Source organism: Salinispora tropica CNB-440 (assembly GCF_000016425.1).
Classification (GTDB): Bacteria; Actinomycetota; Actinomycetes; order Mycobacteriales; family Micromonosporaceae; genus Micromonospora; species Micromonospora tropica.
The window spans coordinates 4,616,022-4,631,939 of the sequence record NC_009380.1 but is presented as its reverse complement, the minus strand read 5'-3'; the positions used below and the strand labels follow the sequence as shown (position 1 = coordinate 4,631,939).

Sequence of the window (15,918 nt, the reverse complement as noted above, 5' to 3'; positions counted from 1 at the left end):
GTGAACTCCAGATGTCGGGGTCAGGGGGCCGGCTCGCAGGGCCGGGGAGGGATCGGCGTAACTGAGGCGGGGGCCTCGGCTACGTAAACGATCGCCGGCAGCAGGTCGGTGTGACCGCGGGGAAGTCTACGTCTGGATCCGCGCCGCGCCGAGACTCGTTCGCGGCGCAGGTGTGTCATAAAAGGCGGGCGTTGCAGATGGTGCGTACTTTCTGCCCTGGTTCACCGGGGTGATTTGTGACTCAGCTCATAGTAGCTGTCTGGTGTGTTCGGGGCTTCTCGCGGTCGGAAGCTGTTACACCCCCTAGAGATTGACGTGCCGAGCTGTAACACTTGGGGCATGTATGGGAATGACTTCCCCGCCGACGACACCTCCGGCGGCCTTCTGGGCGAGGTCGAGGCGGCCGAGACAGCGTTGCGGGAGGCGGCCCAGCGTGGGCGGCACGGTGCCGCCGCCGCGGATCCGACCGCCTACTTCGCCGAGGTCATCGCCGCCGACCAGAAGGTCGAACCGCGGGACTGGATGCCGGAGGCGTACCGCGCGACACTGATCCGGCAGATCGCCCAGCATGCCCATTCCGAGATCATCGGGATGCAGCCAGAGGGCAACTGGATTACCCGCGCCCCCTCCCTCAAGCGCAAGGCGATCCTGCTCGCCAAGGTGCAGGACGAGGCCGGCCACGGCCTCTACCTCTACGCCGCCGCGGAGACCCTCGGGGTCAGCCGGGACGAGCTGGTCGACCTGCTGCTGGCCGGCCGGCAGAAGTACAGTTCGATCTTCAACTACCCGACCCTCACCTGGGCCGACATGGGCACGATCGGATGGCTGGTGGACGGCGCGGCGATCGTCAACCAGGTGCCCCTGTGCCGCTGCTCGTACGGGCCGTACGCGCGGGCGATGATCCGGATCTGCAAGGAGGAGTCGTTCCACCAGCGGCAGGGGTACGAGATCCTCCACACCCTCGCCCACGGCACCCCGGCCCAGCGGGAGATGGCTCAGGACTCGGTGAACCGCTGGTGGTACCCGTCGCTGGCGATGTTCGGCCCGCCGGACACCGACTCCACCCACTCCGCCCAGTCGATGGCCTGGAAAATCAAGCGCTTCTCCAACGACGAGCTGCGCCAGCGGTTCGTGGACATGTGCGTGGGCCAGGCCGAGGTGCTCGGTCTCACTGTCCCCGACCCGGGGCTGGCCTGGAACGACGAGCGCGGTGCCTACGACTTCACCCAGCCCGACTATGCGGAGTTGATGCGGGTGATCAAGGGGGCGGGTCCGTGTAACCGGCAGCGGATGGAGCACCGCCGTCGGGCGCACCGGGAGGGCGCCTGGGTTCGGGCAGCCGCCGCCGCGTACGCGGCGAAGAAGGAGCAGGCGAACAAGAAGGAAAAGGTGTCGACGTGAGCGAGTACAGCGAGCCGACCGGCCAGCCCGGCGGGGCTCCTCCGGCGCCGCTCTGGGAGGTCTTCGTCCGGGCCCGGCGAGGTCTGGCGCACACCCACGTCGGCAGCCTGCACGCGGCCGACGCCGAGCTGGCCCTGCACAACGCCCGGGACCTCTACACCCGGAGACAGGAGGGGGTGTCGATCTGGGTGCTGCCGGCCGCCGCCATCACCGCGTCGAGCCCGGACGAGAAGGACGCCTTCTTCGACCCGGCGGCCGACAAGGTCTACCGGCACCCGACCTTCTACGAGGTGCCGGAGGGGGCTGCTCACCTGTGACCACACATGCCGAACAGATCGAACCGGGGACGATGCAGACCGCGCCGGGGGCCGAGCAGACCGCGCCGGGGGCTGTCGCCAGCCGCTTCGACTTCGTCCTGGGTCTCGCCGACGACGCGCTCGTCGCGGCCCAGCGACTGGCCGAGTGGTGTACCCGCGGGCCGGAGATGGAAGAAGACATCGCCCTGGCCAACATCGCCCTCGATCAACTCGGGGCGGCACGCCTGCTGCTGACCCACGCGGGCGAGGTGGAGGGAGCCGGGCGGGACGAGGACGCGTTGGCGTACCTGCGCGACGACCGGGAGTTCCGCAACTGCCTCCTGGTCGAGCTGCCCAACGGTGACTTCGCGCTGACCATGGCGAAACTGCTCTTCCTGGCGGCGTACCAGGTGCCGCTCTACACCGCGCTGGCCGGGTGCGGCGACGAGCGGCTGGCCGCGATCGGGGCGAAGGCGCGAAAGGAGTCGGCCTACCACCTGGATCACGCCTCGCTCTGGGTGCGGCGGCTCGGCGACGGCACGGACGAGTCGCATCGCCGGATGCAGGCGGCGGTCGACGAGGTCTGGCCGTACACGTACGAACTCTTCACCCCGGATCCGACCACGCCGGTCGACCCGGCCACCCTGCGCGTCGACTTCGACTCGGTCGTCTCCGGTGTGCTCGCCGAGGCCACGTTGACGGTGCCCGAGACCTCCTGGAGGCCGGCCGGCGGCCGGGACGGCGTACACACCGAGCACCTGTCGTACCTGCTCGCCGAGCTACAGGTGCTGCACCGCGCGCATCCAGGAGCGTCCTGGTGACGACCGCCCGGGCCGCGGCGGCCGCGGTGGTGGACCCCGAGATCCGGGTGATCACCATCGAAGAGCTCGGCATCCTGCGGTCGGTCGACGAGGAGCCGGCCACCGGTCGGGTGGTGGTCACCATCACCCCCACCTACACCGGTTGCCCGGCGATGGATGTGATCCGGTCCGACATCCGCGGTGCGCTCGCCGCCGCCGGTCATCCTCAGGTTGAGGTCCGCACCGTCTACACACCGCCGTGGAGCACCGACTGGATCACCGAGGCGGGGCGGGCCAAGCTCGCCCGTGCCGGCATCGCCCCACCCGGCCCGGCCGGCCCCGGCGGCCCGGTGCCGCTGACCTTGACCGTCCGCTGCCCGTGGTGTGGGTCCCCGGAGACCGAGCTGGTCAGCCGCTTCGGTTCGACCGCGTGTAAGGCTTTACGACGCTGCCGATCCTGTTCCGAACCCTTCGACCACCTGAAGGCACTGTGACTGTCACGATCACCCGGCCGACCCGTCGCCGGCCGGTCTTCCACCCGCTGCCCGTGGCCACCGTCGACCGGCTCACCGCCGACGCCGTGGCGGTCACCTTCGCCGTACCGGACAGGCTGCGCGAGATCTTCGCGTTCGCCCCCGGCCAGCACCTGACCGTGCGCCGGACGACGGAGCAGGACGGGGAGGTGCGGCGTTCGTACTCGATCTGTTCGACGCCGGCGGACCTGGCCCAGCGGGGCCTGCTGCGGATCGGGGTCCGGGAGATCCCCGGCGGGGCCTTCTCCGCGTACGCCTGCGGGGCGCTGCGCGGCGGTGACACCGTCGAGGTGCTGCCGCCGCTCGGCCACTTCACCACCGCGTTGCGGCCGGACCGGGTACGCGCCTACGGCGCGGTGGCCGCCGGCTCCGGCATCACCCCGGTGCTCTCCCTGGTTACCACTGCCCTGGCCGTCGAGCCCGCCAGCACCTTCACCCTGGTGTACGGCAACCGCTCGGCGAACACCGTGATGTTCGCCGAGGAACTCGCCGACCTGAAGGACCGGTACCCGACGCGACTGCACCTGGTCCACGTGCTCTCCCGCGAGCGGGGCGAGTCGCCCCTGCTCTCCGGCCGCGTCGACGCCGAGCGGCTGAGCCGGCTGCTGGACACGATCGTGCCGGGCGAGGCGATCGAGGAATGGTTCCTCTGCGGCCCGTACGGGATGGTGACCGACGCCCGGGAGGTGCTGACCGCGCGAGGTGTCCCGGAGACCGCGGTGCACGCCGAGCTCTTCCACGTGGACGCGCCTCCGGATCCGGTCCGTCGCCCCGAGCGCCAGCCGGAGGCGGGTACCGAGGTCACGATCGTTCTGGACGGGCGTTCGTCAACGGTGACCATGGACCGGGCGGATCGGGTGCTGGACGCGGCGCTGCGGGTCCGCGCGGAGCTGCCGTACGCGTGCAAGGGCGGCGTCTGCTCGACCTGCCGGGCGAAGGTCGTCGCCGGCGAGGTGACGATGGCCCGCAACTACGCACTGGAGCCGGACGAGCTGGCTGCGGGCTACGTTCTCACCTGCCAGTCCAGCCCGACCACCGATCGGCTCACGGTTGACTACGATGCCTGAGTCCACGGGACGGGGCCGGGCGCGGACGTTCGGCCACCCGTGGGGCGGCGGGTCGGCGGCCGGCGAGCTCACACCGCCGGTGGCCGCTCGTCACCGGTCGGGTCGGCGCGACGTAGGCTCGGGAGCGTGACGGTGAGCCGGGAGATCAACGACATCCTGCAACGCGGCGCGGACGGTGGGCGGATCACGCCCGACGAGGCCCTGCTGCTCTACACCGAAGCGCCCTTTCACGCGCTGGGTGAGGCGGCCGACGCGGTACGGCGGCGGTGGTACCCGGACAACATCGTCACGTACCTGATCGACCGCAACATCAACTACACGAACGTCTGCGTGACGGCGTGCCGGTTCTGCGCCTTCTACCGTGCGCCCAAGCACCGGGAGGGCTGGACCCACCCGACCGAGGAGATCCTGCGCCGTTGCGGCGAGGCGGTTGAGCTGGGTGCCACCCAGGTGATGTTGCAGGGTGGGCACCATCCCGACTACGGGGTGGAGTACTACGAGGAGCTCTTCTCCTCGGTGAAGCGGGCGTACCCGCAGCTCGCCATCCACTCGATCGGCCCGAGCGAGATCCTGCACATGGCGAAGGTGTCCGGCGTGGGTCTGACCGAGGCCATCACCCGCATCAAGGCGGCTGGCCTGGACTCGATCGCGGGCGCCGGCGCCGAGATGCTGCCCGCCCGGCCGCGGAAGGCGATCGCGCCGCTGAAGGAGTCCGGGGAGCGCTGGCTCGAGGTGATGGAGCTCGCCCACCAGCAGGGCGTCGAGTCGACCGCGACGATGATGATGGGAACCGGTGAGACCGCCGCTGAGCGGATCGAGCACCTCCGGATGATCCGCGACGTGCAGGACCGGACGCGGGGCTTCCGGGCGTTCATCCCGTGGACCTACCAGCCGGAGAACAACCACCTCAAGGGCCGGACCCAGGCCACCACCCTGGAGTACCTGCGGTTGGTGGCGGTGTCCCGGCTCTTCTTCGAGACGGTGCCGCACCTCCAGGCGTCGTGGCTCACCACCGGCAAGGATGTCGGCCAGCTCGCGCTGCACATGGGGGTTGACGATCTGGGCTCGATCATGCTGGAGGAGAACGTCATCTCCTCGGCGGGCGCGAGGCACCGTTCGAACCTGCACGACCTGATCGGAATGATCCGCTCGGCGGACCGGACCCCCGCCCAGCGGGACACCCACTACCGCCGGCTCGCTGTGCACCACACTCCCGCGGACGACCCGCGGGACGACCGGGTGGTGTCGCACTTCTCGTCGATTGCCCTGCCAGGCGGTGGCGCCGGGAAGACGCTGCCACTGGTCGACGCCGGCTGAGGCCGGGTCGGCGTCTCCCACACCCGTGGTAGGGGGCCCTCCCGGCGGGAGGTGCGACGGCTGGCACAGTGGAGGGGTGAGTACGTCTCAGGGCCAGCGCGCCAGCCTGGACAAGCAGCCGCACGAGGTCGCCGCGATGTTCGACGGCGTGGCCGCCCGCTATGACCTGGCGAATACCGTTCTCTCCTTCGGGCAGGACCGGTTCTGGCGGCGGGCGACCCGGGCCGCGCTGGACCTGCGGCCCGGCGAGCGGGTGTTGGACGTCGGTGCCGGCACCGGTGTCTCGACCGGGGAACTCGCCCGCTCGGGGGTGTACGCGGTCGGTGCCGACCTCTCCCTGGGCATGTTGGCCGCGGGCCGGCGGACCCGCCCGGAGGTGCCGCTGCTGGCCGGGGACGCGCTGCGGCTGCCCTTCGCCGATGCCAGCTTCGACGCGGTGACAATCTCCTTCGCGCTGCGCAACGTGCACGACACGGATGCGGCACTACGCGAGCTGGCCCGGGTCACGAAGCCCGGCGGCCGGCTGGTGGTCTGTGAGTTCAGCACCCCGGTCAACCCCGCTTTCCGCACGATCTACCTGTCGTATCTGATGCGGTCGTTGCCGGCGGTGGCGCGGTCGGTGGCGAGCAGCCCGGAGGCGTACGTCTACCTGGCGGAGTCGATCCGTGCGTGGCCGGATCAGGCGGCGCTGGCGGAGCGGATCGGGTCGGCGGGCTGGCGGCGGGTGGCCTGGCGCAACCTGACCGGCGGCATCGTCGCGCTGCACCGTGCCCTCCGGCCGTGACCGCCGCGCCCGTGCCCGCTGACCGGGACGGGGCATCGGTTCCGGGTGGACCGAGCGGTCGGTGGGGCGTCGAGCGGCGAGTAGCTGGCGATTCGTGCCGAAGCGGGCCTGCACGTCGCCCCTGCCGCCACTGACCGGCGCGTCTTCCGCAAGTTAGGTTCCCCTAATATGTAGTCGCCGCCCGGCCGGTCATAGACTCCATACCGTCTGGCTTGTGAACGTTTTCACGAGCGTGCGGGAGGGGAGGTGCGGATGACCACGGAGAACGACGCCGACGTGATCGTCGTGGGCGCAGGCCCAGGTGGTTCGGCGACCGCATACCACCTGGCCCGGCATGGCGTCCGAGTGCTGCTACTGGAGAAGACCGAGTTTCCGCGGGAGAAGGTCTGCGGCGACGGGTTGACCCCGCGCGCAGTGCGCCAGCTGGTGCGGATGGGTGTGGACACGTCGACCGAGGCGGGCTGGGTGCGCAACCGCGGCCTGCGGGTCGTCGGCGGTGGCCTCCGACTCGAACTGGACTGGCCCGACCTGGCCAGCTTTCCCAACTACGGCCTGGTGCGTCCCCGGCTGGACTTCGACGAACTGCTCGCCCAGCGCGCCGTCGTCGCCGGTGCCGAGCTGCGCACCGGGGTTGACGTCACCGCCCCGATGTTCGACCGGGCCGGACGGGTGGTCGGGGTTGAGGCGGAGGTCGGCCCGGAGCGGGAACCAGCCACCTTCCGGGCTCCCCTGGTCGTCGCCGCGGACGGCGTCTCCGGCCGCTTCCCGCTCGCCCTCGGGCTGGCCAAGCGGGATGACCGACCGCTCGGGGTGGCTGTCCGGCGGTACTACCACTGCCCGGTGAAGCAGGACGACAACTACCTCGAGTCCTGGCTGGAGCTGCGCCGCAAGGGCAGCGACGCGCTTCTGCCCGGCTACGGCTGGATCTTCGGGCTGGGCGACGGCCGGGTGAACGTCGGGCTCGGTGTATTGAACTCCTCATCCGCCTTCGGTAAGACGAACTACCGGCGGCTGCTCACCGACTGGCTCGCCAACACCCCCGAGGAGTGGGGGATCGCCGACGAGGCCAACGCCGAGGGGCCGATCCTCGGCGCGGCGCTGCCGATGGGCTTCAACCGGGTGCCGCACTACTCCCGCGGAACGCTGCTCGTCGGTGACTCCGGCGGCATGGTCAACCCGTTCAACGGCGAGGGCATCGCGTACGCGATGGAGTCGGGGGAGCTGGCCGCGGAGGTCGCGGTGCAGGCGCTCGCCCGCCCGGCCGGCGTCGAGCGGGAGCGCGCGTTGATGGCGTACCCGGCGGAGCTGAAGGACCGGTTCGGCGGCTACTACCGGCTCGGCGGGATCTTCGTCAAGCTGATCGGTCGTCCCGAGATCATGCGCGCCGCCACGAAGTACGGCCTGCCACACCCGATGCTGATGCGCTTCGTGCTCAAGTTGCTGGCCAACCTGACCGACCCGCGCGACGGGGATGCGATGGACCGGGTCATCAACGCGATGACGAAGGCGGCGCCAGCTGTGTGACACAGGTGGATCGCGGTGTGGTCGACCCCGCCGGCAGTCGCCGACCGGGATGTGAATAGTGTGATATTTGTCCAGCATCGAGGGCAGGGAAGGACGAGCAGGAGAAACGATGTCGCTCTCGCCTTACATACCGATTATCGGGTTGTTCGCCCTCGCCGCGGCGTTCGCGCTGTTCTCCGTGGCAGCCGCCCGCCTCGCCGGCCCACGCCGTTACAACAGGGCCAAGCTCGAGGCGTACGAGTGTGGAATCGAGCCGAGCCCGCAGCCGGCTGGTGGCGGCCGGTTTCCGATCAAGTTCTACCTGACGGCGATGCTCTTTATCGTCTTCGACATCGAGATCATCTTCCTCTTCCCCTGGGCTGTTTCGTTCGACGCCCTGCCGATCTTCGGCCTCGTGGAGATGGTCCTGTTCATCGTCGCGGTCTTCGTCGCGTACGCCTTCGTGTGGCGGCGCGGCGGCCTGGACTGGGACTGAGGAAGGAGCCGTAGATGGGTATCGAGGAGAAGCTCCCCGCCGGTGTCCTGCTCACCTCGGTGGAGAAGTTTGTCAACTGGTCGCGTAAGTCGTCGGTCTGGGGGGCCACCTTCGGCCTCGCCTGCTGCGCCATCGAGATGATGGCGGCTGGCGGCCCCCACTACGACATGGGCCGTTGGGGCATGGAGGTCTTCCGGGCCTCGCCCCGGCAGGCGGACCTGATGATCGTTGCCGGGCGGGTGAGTCAGAAGATGGCCCCGGTGCTCCGGCAGATCTACGACCAGATGGCCGAGCCCCGCTGGGTGCTGTCGATGGGCGTCTGCGCCAGCAGCGGGGGCATGTTCAACAACTACGCGATCGTCCAGGGCGTCGACCACGTCGTCCCGGTGGACATGTACCTGCCCGGTTGCCCGCCCCGGCCGGAGATGCTCATCGACGCGATCCTCAAGCTTCGCGAGAAGATCATGCATGAGCCCCTCGGTCCGAACGGCCGCAAGATGGCCGAGGCCCGCAAGGCGCGCGGTGACGTGCCAGTGGTGCCCTACGGGTCGATGCCGTCGTCGTACCGCAGCGACAAGGCCCGCCGCGCCGAGTGGACGAAGGCAGTCCGCGAGGGCCGCGAGGAGCAGCTGCGGATTGAGAACTGGATGAAGGCCCAGCCCCACCTGCAGCAGTACGAGGGGTTGAAGAAGTGACTGAGCTTGCGAGCCCCGCGGTCGTGAACGGAGGGCCGGTGACATGAGCGCACCCCAGGACAGGACGGACGACGGCGGTGTGCCGGTACCGGTGACCCCGGCTGGGGCCACCGGTGGCGCTCCGGCTGAGCTGCCCCCGTCGAGCCCCGCCGGGCGCGGAATGTTCGGTGACCAGGGCACCGGCGATGTATCCGGCTACGGCGGGTTGGTCCGCCCACAACGGTCTATCGAGGCGGCCACGCGGCCGTACGGTGGCTACTTCGACGAGGTCGCCGACGCGTTGGAGGAGGCGTACCCGGCCTTCGGCGAGGCGATCGAGAAGGTCGTGGTCGACCGGGGTGAGCTGACCCTGCACATCCGCCCGGAGCGGATCGCCGAGGTCTGCCAGGTGATGCGGGACGACCTCTCGCTTCGGTTCGAGCTCTGTTCGTCGGTGTCCGGGGTGGACTACCTCGGCGCCGATGCCTGCCGGTTGCACGTGGTCTACCAGCTGACCTCGATGACCTACCGGCGTCAGGTCCGGCTGGAGGCGGCGGTCTCCGCCGAGAACCCGCACCTGCCCAGCGTGACCAGTGTCTACCCGACCGCCGACTGGCAGGAGCGGGAGACCTACGACATGTTCGGCGTCATCTTCGACGGCCACCCCGGCCTGACCCGGATCCTCATGCCGGACGACTGGGAGGGCCACCCACAGCGCAAGGACTATCCGCTGGGTGGCGTGCCAGTCGAGTACAAGGGCGCCGAGATCCCACCGCCGGACCGCCGGAGGTCGTACCAGTGAGTGAGCTTGCGAGCCCCGCAGTCGCGAACGGAGGGGCAGGGACGGTGAGCGCGAGGAGTGAGCTTGCGAGCCCCGCAGTCGCGAACGGAGGGCAGGTAGAGTGAGCGCGTCCAACTACGCCACCGAGCGGGAGACCGCCGAGGGCAAGGTCTTTACCGTCACCGGCGGGGACTGGGATGTCGTCCTCTCCGGCACGGACCCGATCAACGACGAGCGGATCGTCGTCAACATGGGCCCGCAGCACCCGTCCACGCACGGGGTGCTCCGGCTGGTACTGGAGCTCGAGGGCGAGACGGTCCGCGAGCTCCGCTCGGTCGTCGGCTACCTGCACACCGGCATCGAGAAGAACATGGAGTTCCGCAACTGGGTCCAGGGCGCGGCCTTCGTGACCCGGATGGACTATCTCGCCCCGCTGTTCAACGAGACGGCGTACGCGCTGGCGGTGGAGAAGCTGCTCGGCATCGAGGAGCAGATCACCGAGCGGGCGACCACCATCCGGGTCCTGATGATGGAGCTCAACCGGATCTCCTCGCACCTGGTCTGGGTGGCTACCACGGCCATGGAGCTGGGCGCGATCAACATGATGCTCTACGGCTTCCGGGAGCGGGAGTACGTCCTGGAGATCTTCGAGCTGATCACCGGGCTGCGGATGAACCACGCCTACGTTCGCCCGGGTGGCGTGGCGCAGGACGTGCCGGACGAGGCGATCGCCAAGATCCGTGACTTCTTGGAGCTGATGCCGAAGAAGCTCGCGGAGTACGAGAAGATGCTCTCCGGTCAGCCGATCTGGCTGGAGCGGACGCAGAACGTCGGGGTGCTCGACGCGACCGGCTGCCTCGCGATGGGCGTGACCGGCCCGGTGCTGCGCTCCGCCGGCCTCGCCTGGGACCTGCGCAAGACGATGCCGTACTGCGGCTACGAGACGTACGAGTTCGACGTGCCGACCCACACCGACGGTGACGTCTGGGGCCGGTATCTGGTCCGGCTGGCCGAGATTCGGGAGTCGTTGAAGCTCGTCGAGCAGGCGGTGGACCGGCTCCGGCCGGGCCCGGTGATGGTGGCGGATCGGAAGATCGCCTGGCCGGCGCAGCTCGCCATCGGGGTCGACGGCATGGGTAACTCGCTGGAGCACGTGGCGAAGATCATGGGGCAGTCGATGGAGTCGCTGATCCATCACTTCAAGCTCGTCACCGAGGGCTTCCGGGTCCCGCCCGGCCAGGTGTACGTGGGCATCGAGGCACCCCGGGGCGAGCTGGGTGTGCACGCGGTCTCCGACGGGGGGACCCGACCGTACCGGGTGCACTACCGGGAGCCGAGCTTCGTCAACCTCCAGGCCCTGCCAGCGATGGCCGAGGGCGGCCTGATCGCCGACGTGATCGCCGGTGGTGCCTCGCTGGACCCGGTGATGGGTGGGTGTGACCGGTGAGTGACGCAGTCGCGAACGGAAAGGGGGCACCGATGACCGTGTTTTCCGAGGAGACCCGGGCGCGGGCCCGGGAGATCATCGCCCGGTATCCGGCCGATCGGTCCCGCTCGGCGTTGCTGCCGCTGCTGCATCTGGTGCAGTCGGAGGAGGGGTATGTCTCCCCGGCCGGCATCGCGTTCTGCGCCGAGGTGCTGGGGTTGAACAAGGCCCAGGTTGGTGCGGTCGCCTCGTTCTACACAATGTACAAGCGTCGGCCGACCGGCGACTGGCTGGTCAGCGTCTGCACCAACACGATGTGCAACGTGCTGGGCGGCCAGGAGGTGTACGACGCCCTGGTCGAGCACCTCGGCGTCGGGCACGAGGAGACCACGGCCGACGGCACGGTCACGCTGGAGCACGCCGAGTGCCTGGCGGCGTGCGACTACGGACCGGTGATGACGGTCAACTACGACTTCTTCGACAACGTGGACCCGCAGACGGCGGTCGGCGTGGTTGACGAGCTGCGGGCCGGTAGCCGGCCGACGTCGAGTCGTGGGGCTCGGCTCTGCCGGCTGAAGGAAATGTCGGTGCAGCTCGCCGGCTTCGCTGACGAGCGCGAGGGCGCGGTCGCCGACGGGGTACCCGGCGAACCGACCGTGGCCGGGCTGCGGCTCGCGCAGGAGCACGGCATCGCGGTCACCGGCTACGACCCGAACACGCCGATCCTCAGCAAGGCCGAGGCCGAGCAGGCAGCCGCCAAGGCGAAGGCCGAGGCCGCCAAGCCCGCCGCCGCTCCGGCTGGCTCGGCCGCCGAGGCGAGCCGGCCGGCCGGCTTCGCCAAACCCGCCAGTGACGCCAAGCCCGCGGGGGATGAGGCGCCGGTGAAGGAGCGCTCGTTGAAGGACGCAGCGGCGGGCATGGGAGATGCGGCGGGCTCCCCAGCCGGAAACGAAAGGGGCGCAGACCAGTGACCACCCCTCGGCCGGAGACGCTGGCCAAGCTCACGCCGGTGCTCACCAAGCGCTGGCTGTCGCCGGACGCCTGGCGGATCGGCACCTATGAGCGGCTGGACGGGTACGCCGCGTTGCGCAAGGCCATGCAGGCCCACCCGGACGACCTGATCCAGCTGGTCAAGGACTCTGGGCTGCGCGGCCGTGGCGGCGCGGGCTTCCCGACCGGTCTCAAGTGGGGGTTCATCCCGCAGGAGCCGGACGGCAAGGCCCCGACGCGACCGCACTACCTGGTGGTCAACGCGGACGAGGGCGAGCCGGGCACCTGCAAGGACCTGCCGCTGATGACGCACGACCCGCACTCCCTGATCGAGGGTGTGATCATCGCGTCGTACGCGATCCGGGCCAACCGCGCCTACATCTACATCCGCGGCGAGGCGGTACACGCCGCCCGCCGGCTGCGCCATGCGGTGCAGGAGGCGTACGCCCGGAACTACCTCGGGAAGAACATCCTCGGCAGCGGCTTCGACCTGGATCTGGTGGTGCACTCGGGGGCCGGGGCGTACATCTGCGGTGAGGAGACCGCGCTCCTGGACTCGCTGGAGGGGTTCCGCGGCCAGCCCCGGCTGCGCCCGCCGTTCCCGGCGACCCATGGTCTGTACGCCAGCCCGACAGTGGTGAACAACGTCGGCACCATCGCCTCGGTCCCGTACCTCGTCCTGGGTGGTGCCGCGTGGTGGCGGACCATGGGCACGGAGAAGTCCTCCGGGCCGATGATCTACTCGCTCTCCGGCCGGGTCGTGAACCCGGGCCAGTACGAGTGCTCGATGGGTGTCACGCTTCGCGAGCTGATCGAGCTGGCCGGCGGTATGCGGCCGGGACACTCCCTGCGGTTCTGGACGCCGGGCGGCTCGTCGACGCCGCTGCTGACCGCCGATCACCTGGATGTGCCGCTGGACTTCGAGGGGGTGGCGGCGGCGGGGTCGATTCTCGGCACCACCGCGACGCAGATCTTCTCCGACCAGGACTGCCCGGTCTACGCGACGTACCGGTGGCTGGAGTTCTACCACCACGAGTCGTGTGGCAAGTGCACCCCGTGCCGGGAGGGTAACTACTGGATGGTCCGTGTCTACCGCCGGATCCTCTCCGGTCAGGGCACCCAGGAGGACCTGGACACACTCCTGGACACCTGCGACAACATTCTCGGCCGCTCGTTCTGCGGCCTCGGTGACGGCGCCACCAGCCCGGTGACCTCCTCGCTGAAGTACTTCAAGCAGGACTACCTCGACTACGTCGAGGGCCGGACCGCGCCGAAGCTCTCCGACAAGCAGCTGGTGGGGGCCCACTGATGACGGACGTAGCCAAGCAGACCGAGACGGTCACGCTCACCATCGACGGCATTGAGGTCACCGCGCCCAAGGGGGCGCTGCTGATCCGGGTGGCCGAGCAGATGGGCGTCGAGATCCCCCGGTTCTGCGACCATCCGCTGCTGGCTCCGGTGGGGGCCTGCCGGCAGTGCCTGGTCGAGGTGGAGGGACAGCGTAAGCCGGTTGCCTCCTGCACCCAGACCGTCGCTGACGGCATGGTGGTGAAGACCCAGCTCTCCTCCCCGGTCGCCAAGAAGGCGCAGGAGGGGATGATGGAGCTGCTGCTCGTCAATCACCCGCTCGACTGCCCGATGTGTGACAAGGGCGGCGAGTGCCCGCTGCAGAACCAGGCGATGTCGACCGGGCGCACCGACTCCCGGTTCCACGAGCACAAGCGCGAGTACGAGAAGCCGCTGGAGATCAGCACCCAGGTGCTGCTCGACCGGGAGCGGTGCGTGCTCTGCCAGCGGTGCACCCGGTTCTCCGAGGAGATCGCCGGCGACAAGTTCATCGACCTGATGAACCGCTCGTCGGCAGAGGAGATCAACATTTACCGGGACGAGGCGTACGGCGCCTCGGAGAGCGATGACGGCGACGTGCCGTTCAACTCGTACTTCTCGGGTAACACCATCCAGATCTGCCCGGTGGGGGCGCTGACCGGTGCGCAGTACCGCTTCCGCGCCCGCCCGTTCGACCTGGTCTCCAGCCCCAGCATCTGCGAGCACTGCTCGGCCGGTTGCGCCCAGCGCACCGACTGGCGGCGGGGCAAGGTGCTGCGGCGGCTGGCCGGCGACGACCCGGCGGTCAACGAGGAGTGGAACTGTGACAAGGGGCGCTGGGGCTTCCAGTACGCCCGCGCCACCGACCGACTGACCACCCCGCTGGTCCGGGATGAGCACACCGGCGAGCTACGCGAGGCCTCCTGGAGCGAGGCGTTGACAGTCGCCGCCGAAGGGCTGCGGGCCGCCCGCGACGGTGGGTCGGGTACGGCGGTGCTCACCGGCGGTCGGCTGACCGTCGAGGATGCCTACTCGTACGCGAAGTTCGCCCGGATCGCGCTACAGACCAACGATCTCGACTTCCGGGCCCGGCCGGTCTCCCGGGAGGAGGCCGACTTCCTGGCCAGCTCGGTCGCCGGGGTCACCGATGTCAGCTACGCCGACATCGAGAAGGCACCCGCGGTGGTGCTGGCCGGCCTGGAGCCGGAGGAGGAGTGCCCAATCCTCTTCCTGCGGCTCCGCAAGGCGCACCTGAAGAAGAACCTGACGGTCTACGCCATCGCGCCGTTCGCCACCCGTGGTCTGGAGAAGCTCGGTGCCAAGCTGGCCCGGGTGGTGCCCGGCGAGGAGGCGAGTGTGCTCGCCGAGCACGCGACGGTCACCGAGGCGCTCAGCCAGCCGGGGGCGGTCCTGCTCGTCGGTGAGCGGCTGGGCACCAACCCGGGTGGGCTCTCCGCCGCGGCGGAGGTGGCCCGGCGTACCGGTGCCAAGCTGGCCTGGGTGCCGCGGCGCGCCGGTGACCGCGGCGCGGTGGACGCGGGCTGTCTGCCGAACCTGCTCCCGGGTGGCCGTCTGGTCACCGAGCCCGCCGCCCGCGCTGAGCTGGGCGAGGCGTGGGATGTTCCGGCCGGGACCATCCCGAGCCAGGCGGGCCGGGACACCGATGCCATCCTCGCCGCGGCGAGCGCTGGTCAGCTCGGCGCGTTGGTCGTGGCCGGCGTCGACCCGGCGGACCTGGCCGATCCCCGACTGGCCGAGCAGGCGCTGGACGCGGTGCCCTTCCTGGTCAGTCTCGAACTGCGCAACAGCGCGGTGACCCGGCGGGCGAACGTGGTCCTCCCGGTCGCCCCGGTGCTGGAGAAGGCCGGCAGTTTCCTGGACTGGGAGGGGCGGCTGCGCCCCTTCGAGGCGGTGCTGAACACCGCCGCGATGACCGACGGGCGGGTGCTGGACGCGCTCGCCGCGCAGCTTGACGTACGGCTCGGCACCGCTGACGTGTCGGCCGTCCGCCGAGAGCTGGGCGAGCTGCCGCAGAACCGGACCGCGAAGCCGGCTCCGCCGGCGGTGACGCCGGCGACGGTGCCACAGCCGGGTACCGGTGAGGCGGTGTTGGCCACCTGGCACCAGCTGATCGACCTGGGCAGCCTGACCGAAGGGGACGAGCACCTCGGCGGTACGGCCCGCCCGGCGGTGGTCCGGCTGGCCCGGAGCACCGCGGAGTCGATCGGTGTCGCCGACGGGGACGCGGTGACCGTCGGCACCGAACGAGGCGGTGTCACCCTGCCGGCGATGGTGACCGAGATGCCGGACGGCGTGGTCTGGTTGCCCACCAACTCACCCGGTTCGACTCTTCGCCGCAGCCTTGGCGTCGCGGCCGGTGCGGTCGTGCGGATCTCCGCCGGCGCGGCCGGCTCGACCGTTCCCCCGCAGTCCGATGCGCCGGTCGCCGCCGACGCGGCCGACCGTCCGGGCCCGCTCCTCAACTCCGGTGGTGTCCAGTGAGGGCGGGGAGAGCACGAGTGGG

General features: G+C 70.1%; 15 protein-coding genes. All 15 read left to right on the top strand.

Annotation, left to right across the window (positions count from 1 at the left end; translation table 11 throughout):
* The first annotated feature begins 339 nt into the window (after positions 1-339).
* The 15 genes from paaA to STROP_RS20455 all read left to right on the top strand — a co-directional run bounded on the left by paaA (position 340) and on the right by STROP_RS20455 (position 15,896).
* Complete coding sequence (paaA, locus tag STROP_RS20525) at positions 340-1,401, top strand: 1,2-phenylacetyl-CoA epoxidase subunit PaaA (protein ID WP_012015271.1); 1,062 nt, start codon at positions 340-342, stop codon at positions 1,399-1,401.
* Positions 1,398-1,718 carry a 1,2-phenylacetyl-CoA epoxidase subunit PaaB gene (gene paaB, locus STROP_RS20520; protein WP_012015270.1) on the top strand — a complete coding sequence of 107 codons (321 nt, stop codon included), beginning with the start codon at positions 1,398-1,400 and terminating at the stop codon, positions 1,716-1,718. The genes paaA and paaB overlap by 4 nt, the downstream gene beginning before the upstream one ends.
* Positions 1,715-2,518: a 1,2-phenylacetyl-CoA epoxidase subunit PaaC gene (paaC, locus tag STROP_RS20515; protein WP_012015269.1), complete on the top strand. Its 804-nt coding sequence runs from the start codon at positions 1,715-1,717 to the stop codon at positions 2,516-2,518. Before paaB ends, paaC begins: the two co-directional genes overlap by 4 nt.
* A complete protein-coding gene (gene paaD, locus STROP_RS20510; RefSeq protein ID WP_012015268.1) occupies positions 2,515-2,991 on the top strand; it encodes a 1,2-phenylacetyl-CoA epoxidase subunit PaaD in 477 nt (158 codons plus the stop codon). The genes paaC and paaD overlap by 4 nt, the downstream gene beginning before the upstream one ends.
* Entirely contained in the window at positions 2,988-4,097 is a 1,110-nt protein-coding gene (gene paaE, locus STROP_RS20505; protein WP_012015267.1) for a 1,2-phenylacetyl-CoA epoxidase subunit PaaE, read from the top strand. Before paaD ends, paaE begins: the two co-directional genes overlap by 4 nt.
* Before the next feature lie 126 nt (positions 4,098-4,223).
* Positions 4,224-5,414 carry a cyclic dehypoxanthinyl futalosine synthase gene (gene mqnC, locus STROP_RS20500; RefSeq protein WP_018833283.1) on the top strand — a complete coding sequence of 397 codons (1,191 nt, stop codon included), beginning with the start codon at positions 4,224-4,226 and terminating at the stop codon, positions 5,412-5,414.
* A 76-nt stretch (positions 5,415-5,490) separates the two neighbouring features.
* Positions 5,491-6,198, top strand: coding sequence for a demethylmenaquinone methyltransferase (locus STROP_RS20495; protein ID WP_026275179.1), 708 nt, complete (start codon positions 5,491-5,493; stop codon positions 6,196-6,198).
* A 252-nt stretch (positions 6,199-6,450) separates the two neighbouring features.
* The gene (locus STROP_RS20490) at positions 6,451-7,722 is read left to right on the top strand and encodes a geranylgeranyl reductase family protein (RefSeq protein ID WP_012015264.1); all 1,272 of its coding nucleotides are present in this window, start codon (positions 6,451-6,453) and stop codon (positions 7,720-7,722) included.
* A 109-nt stretch (positions 7,723-7,831) separates the two neighbouring features.
* Positions 7,832-8,197: an NADH-quinone oxidoreductase subunit A gene (locus tag STROP_RS20485; RefSeq protein WP_012015263.1), complete on the top strand. Its 366-nt coding sequence runs from the start codon at positions 7,832-7,834 to the stop codon at positions 8,195-8,197.
* Positions 8,198-8,211: 14 nt separating this feature from the next.
* Positions 8,212-8,892, top strand: a complete 681-nt coding sequence (locus tag STROP_RS20480; protein ID WP_012015262.1) for a NuoB/complex I 20 kDa subunit family protein — start codon at positions 8,212-8,214, stop codon at positions 8,890-8,892.
* A gap of 43 nt (positions 8,893-8,935) precedes the next feature.
* The gene (locus STROP_RS20475; protein ID WP_012015261.1) at positions 8,936-9,673 is read left to right on the top strand and encodes an NADH-quinone oxidoreductase subunit C; all 738 of its coding nucleotides are present in this window, start codon (positions 8,936-8,938) and stop codon (positions 9,671-9,673) included.
* Between the two features lie 100 nt (positions 9,674-9,773).
* Positions 9,774-11,099, top strand: a complete 1,326-nt coding sequence (locus STROP_RS20470) for an NADH-quinone oxidoreductase subunit D (RefSeq protein WP_012015260.1) — start codon at positions 9,774-9,776, stop codon at positions 11,097-11,099.
* Between the two features lie 32 nt (positions 11,100-11,131).
* Positions 11,132-12,049, top strand: a complete 918-nt coding sequence (nuoE, locus tag STROP_RS20465; protein WP_028564789.1) for an NADH-quinone oxidoreductase subunit NuoE — start codon at positions 11,132-11,134, stop codon at positions 12,047-12,049.
* Positions 12,046-13,377 carry an NADH-quinone oxidoreductase subunit NuoF gene (gene nuoF / locus STROP_RS20460; protein ID WP_012015258.1) on the top strand — a complete coding sequence of 444 codons (1,332 nt, stop codon included), beginning with the start codon at positions 12,046-12,048 and terminating at the stop codon, positions 13,375-13,377. Before nuoE ends, nuoF begins: the two co-directional genes overlap by 4 nt.
* Positions 13,377-15,896 carry an NADH-quinone oxidoreductase subunit G gene (locus STROP_RS20455; RefSeq protein WP_012015257.1) on the top strand — a complete coding sequence of 840 codons (2,520 nt, stop codon included), beginning with the start codon at positions 13,377-13,379 and terminating at the stop codon, positions 15,894-15,896. Before nuoF ends, STROP_RS20455 begins: the two co-directional genes overlap by 1 nt.
* Positions 15,897-15,918 lie beyond the last annotated feature (22 nt).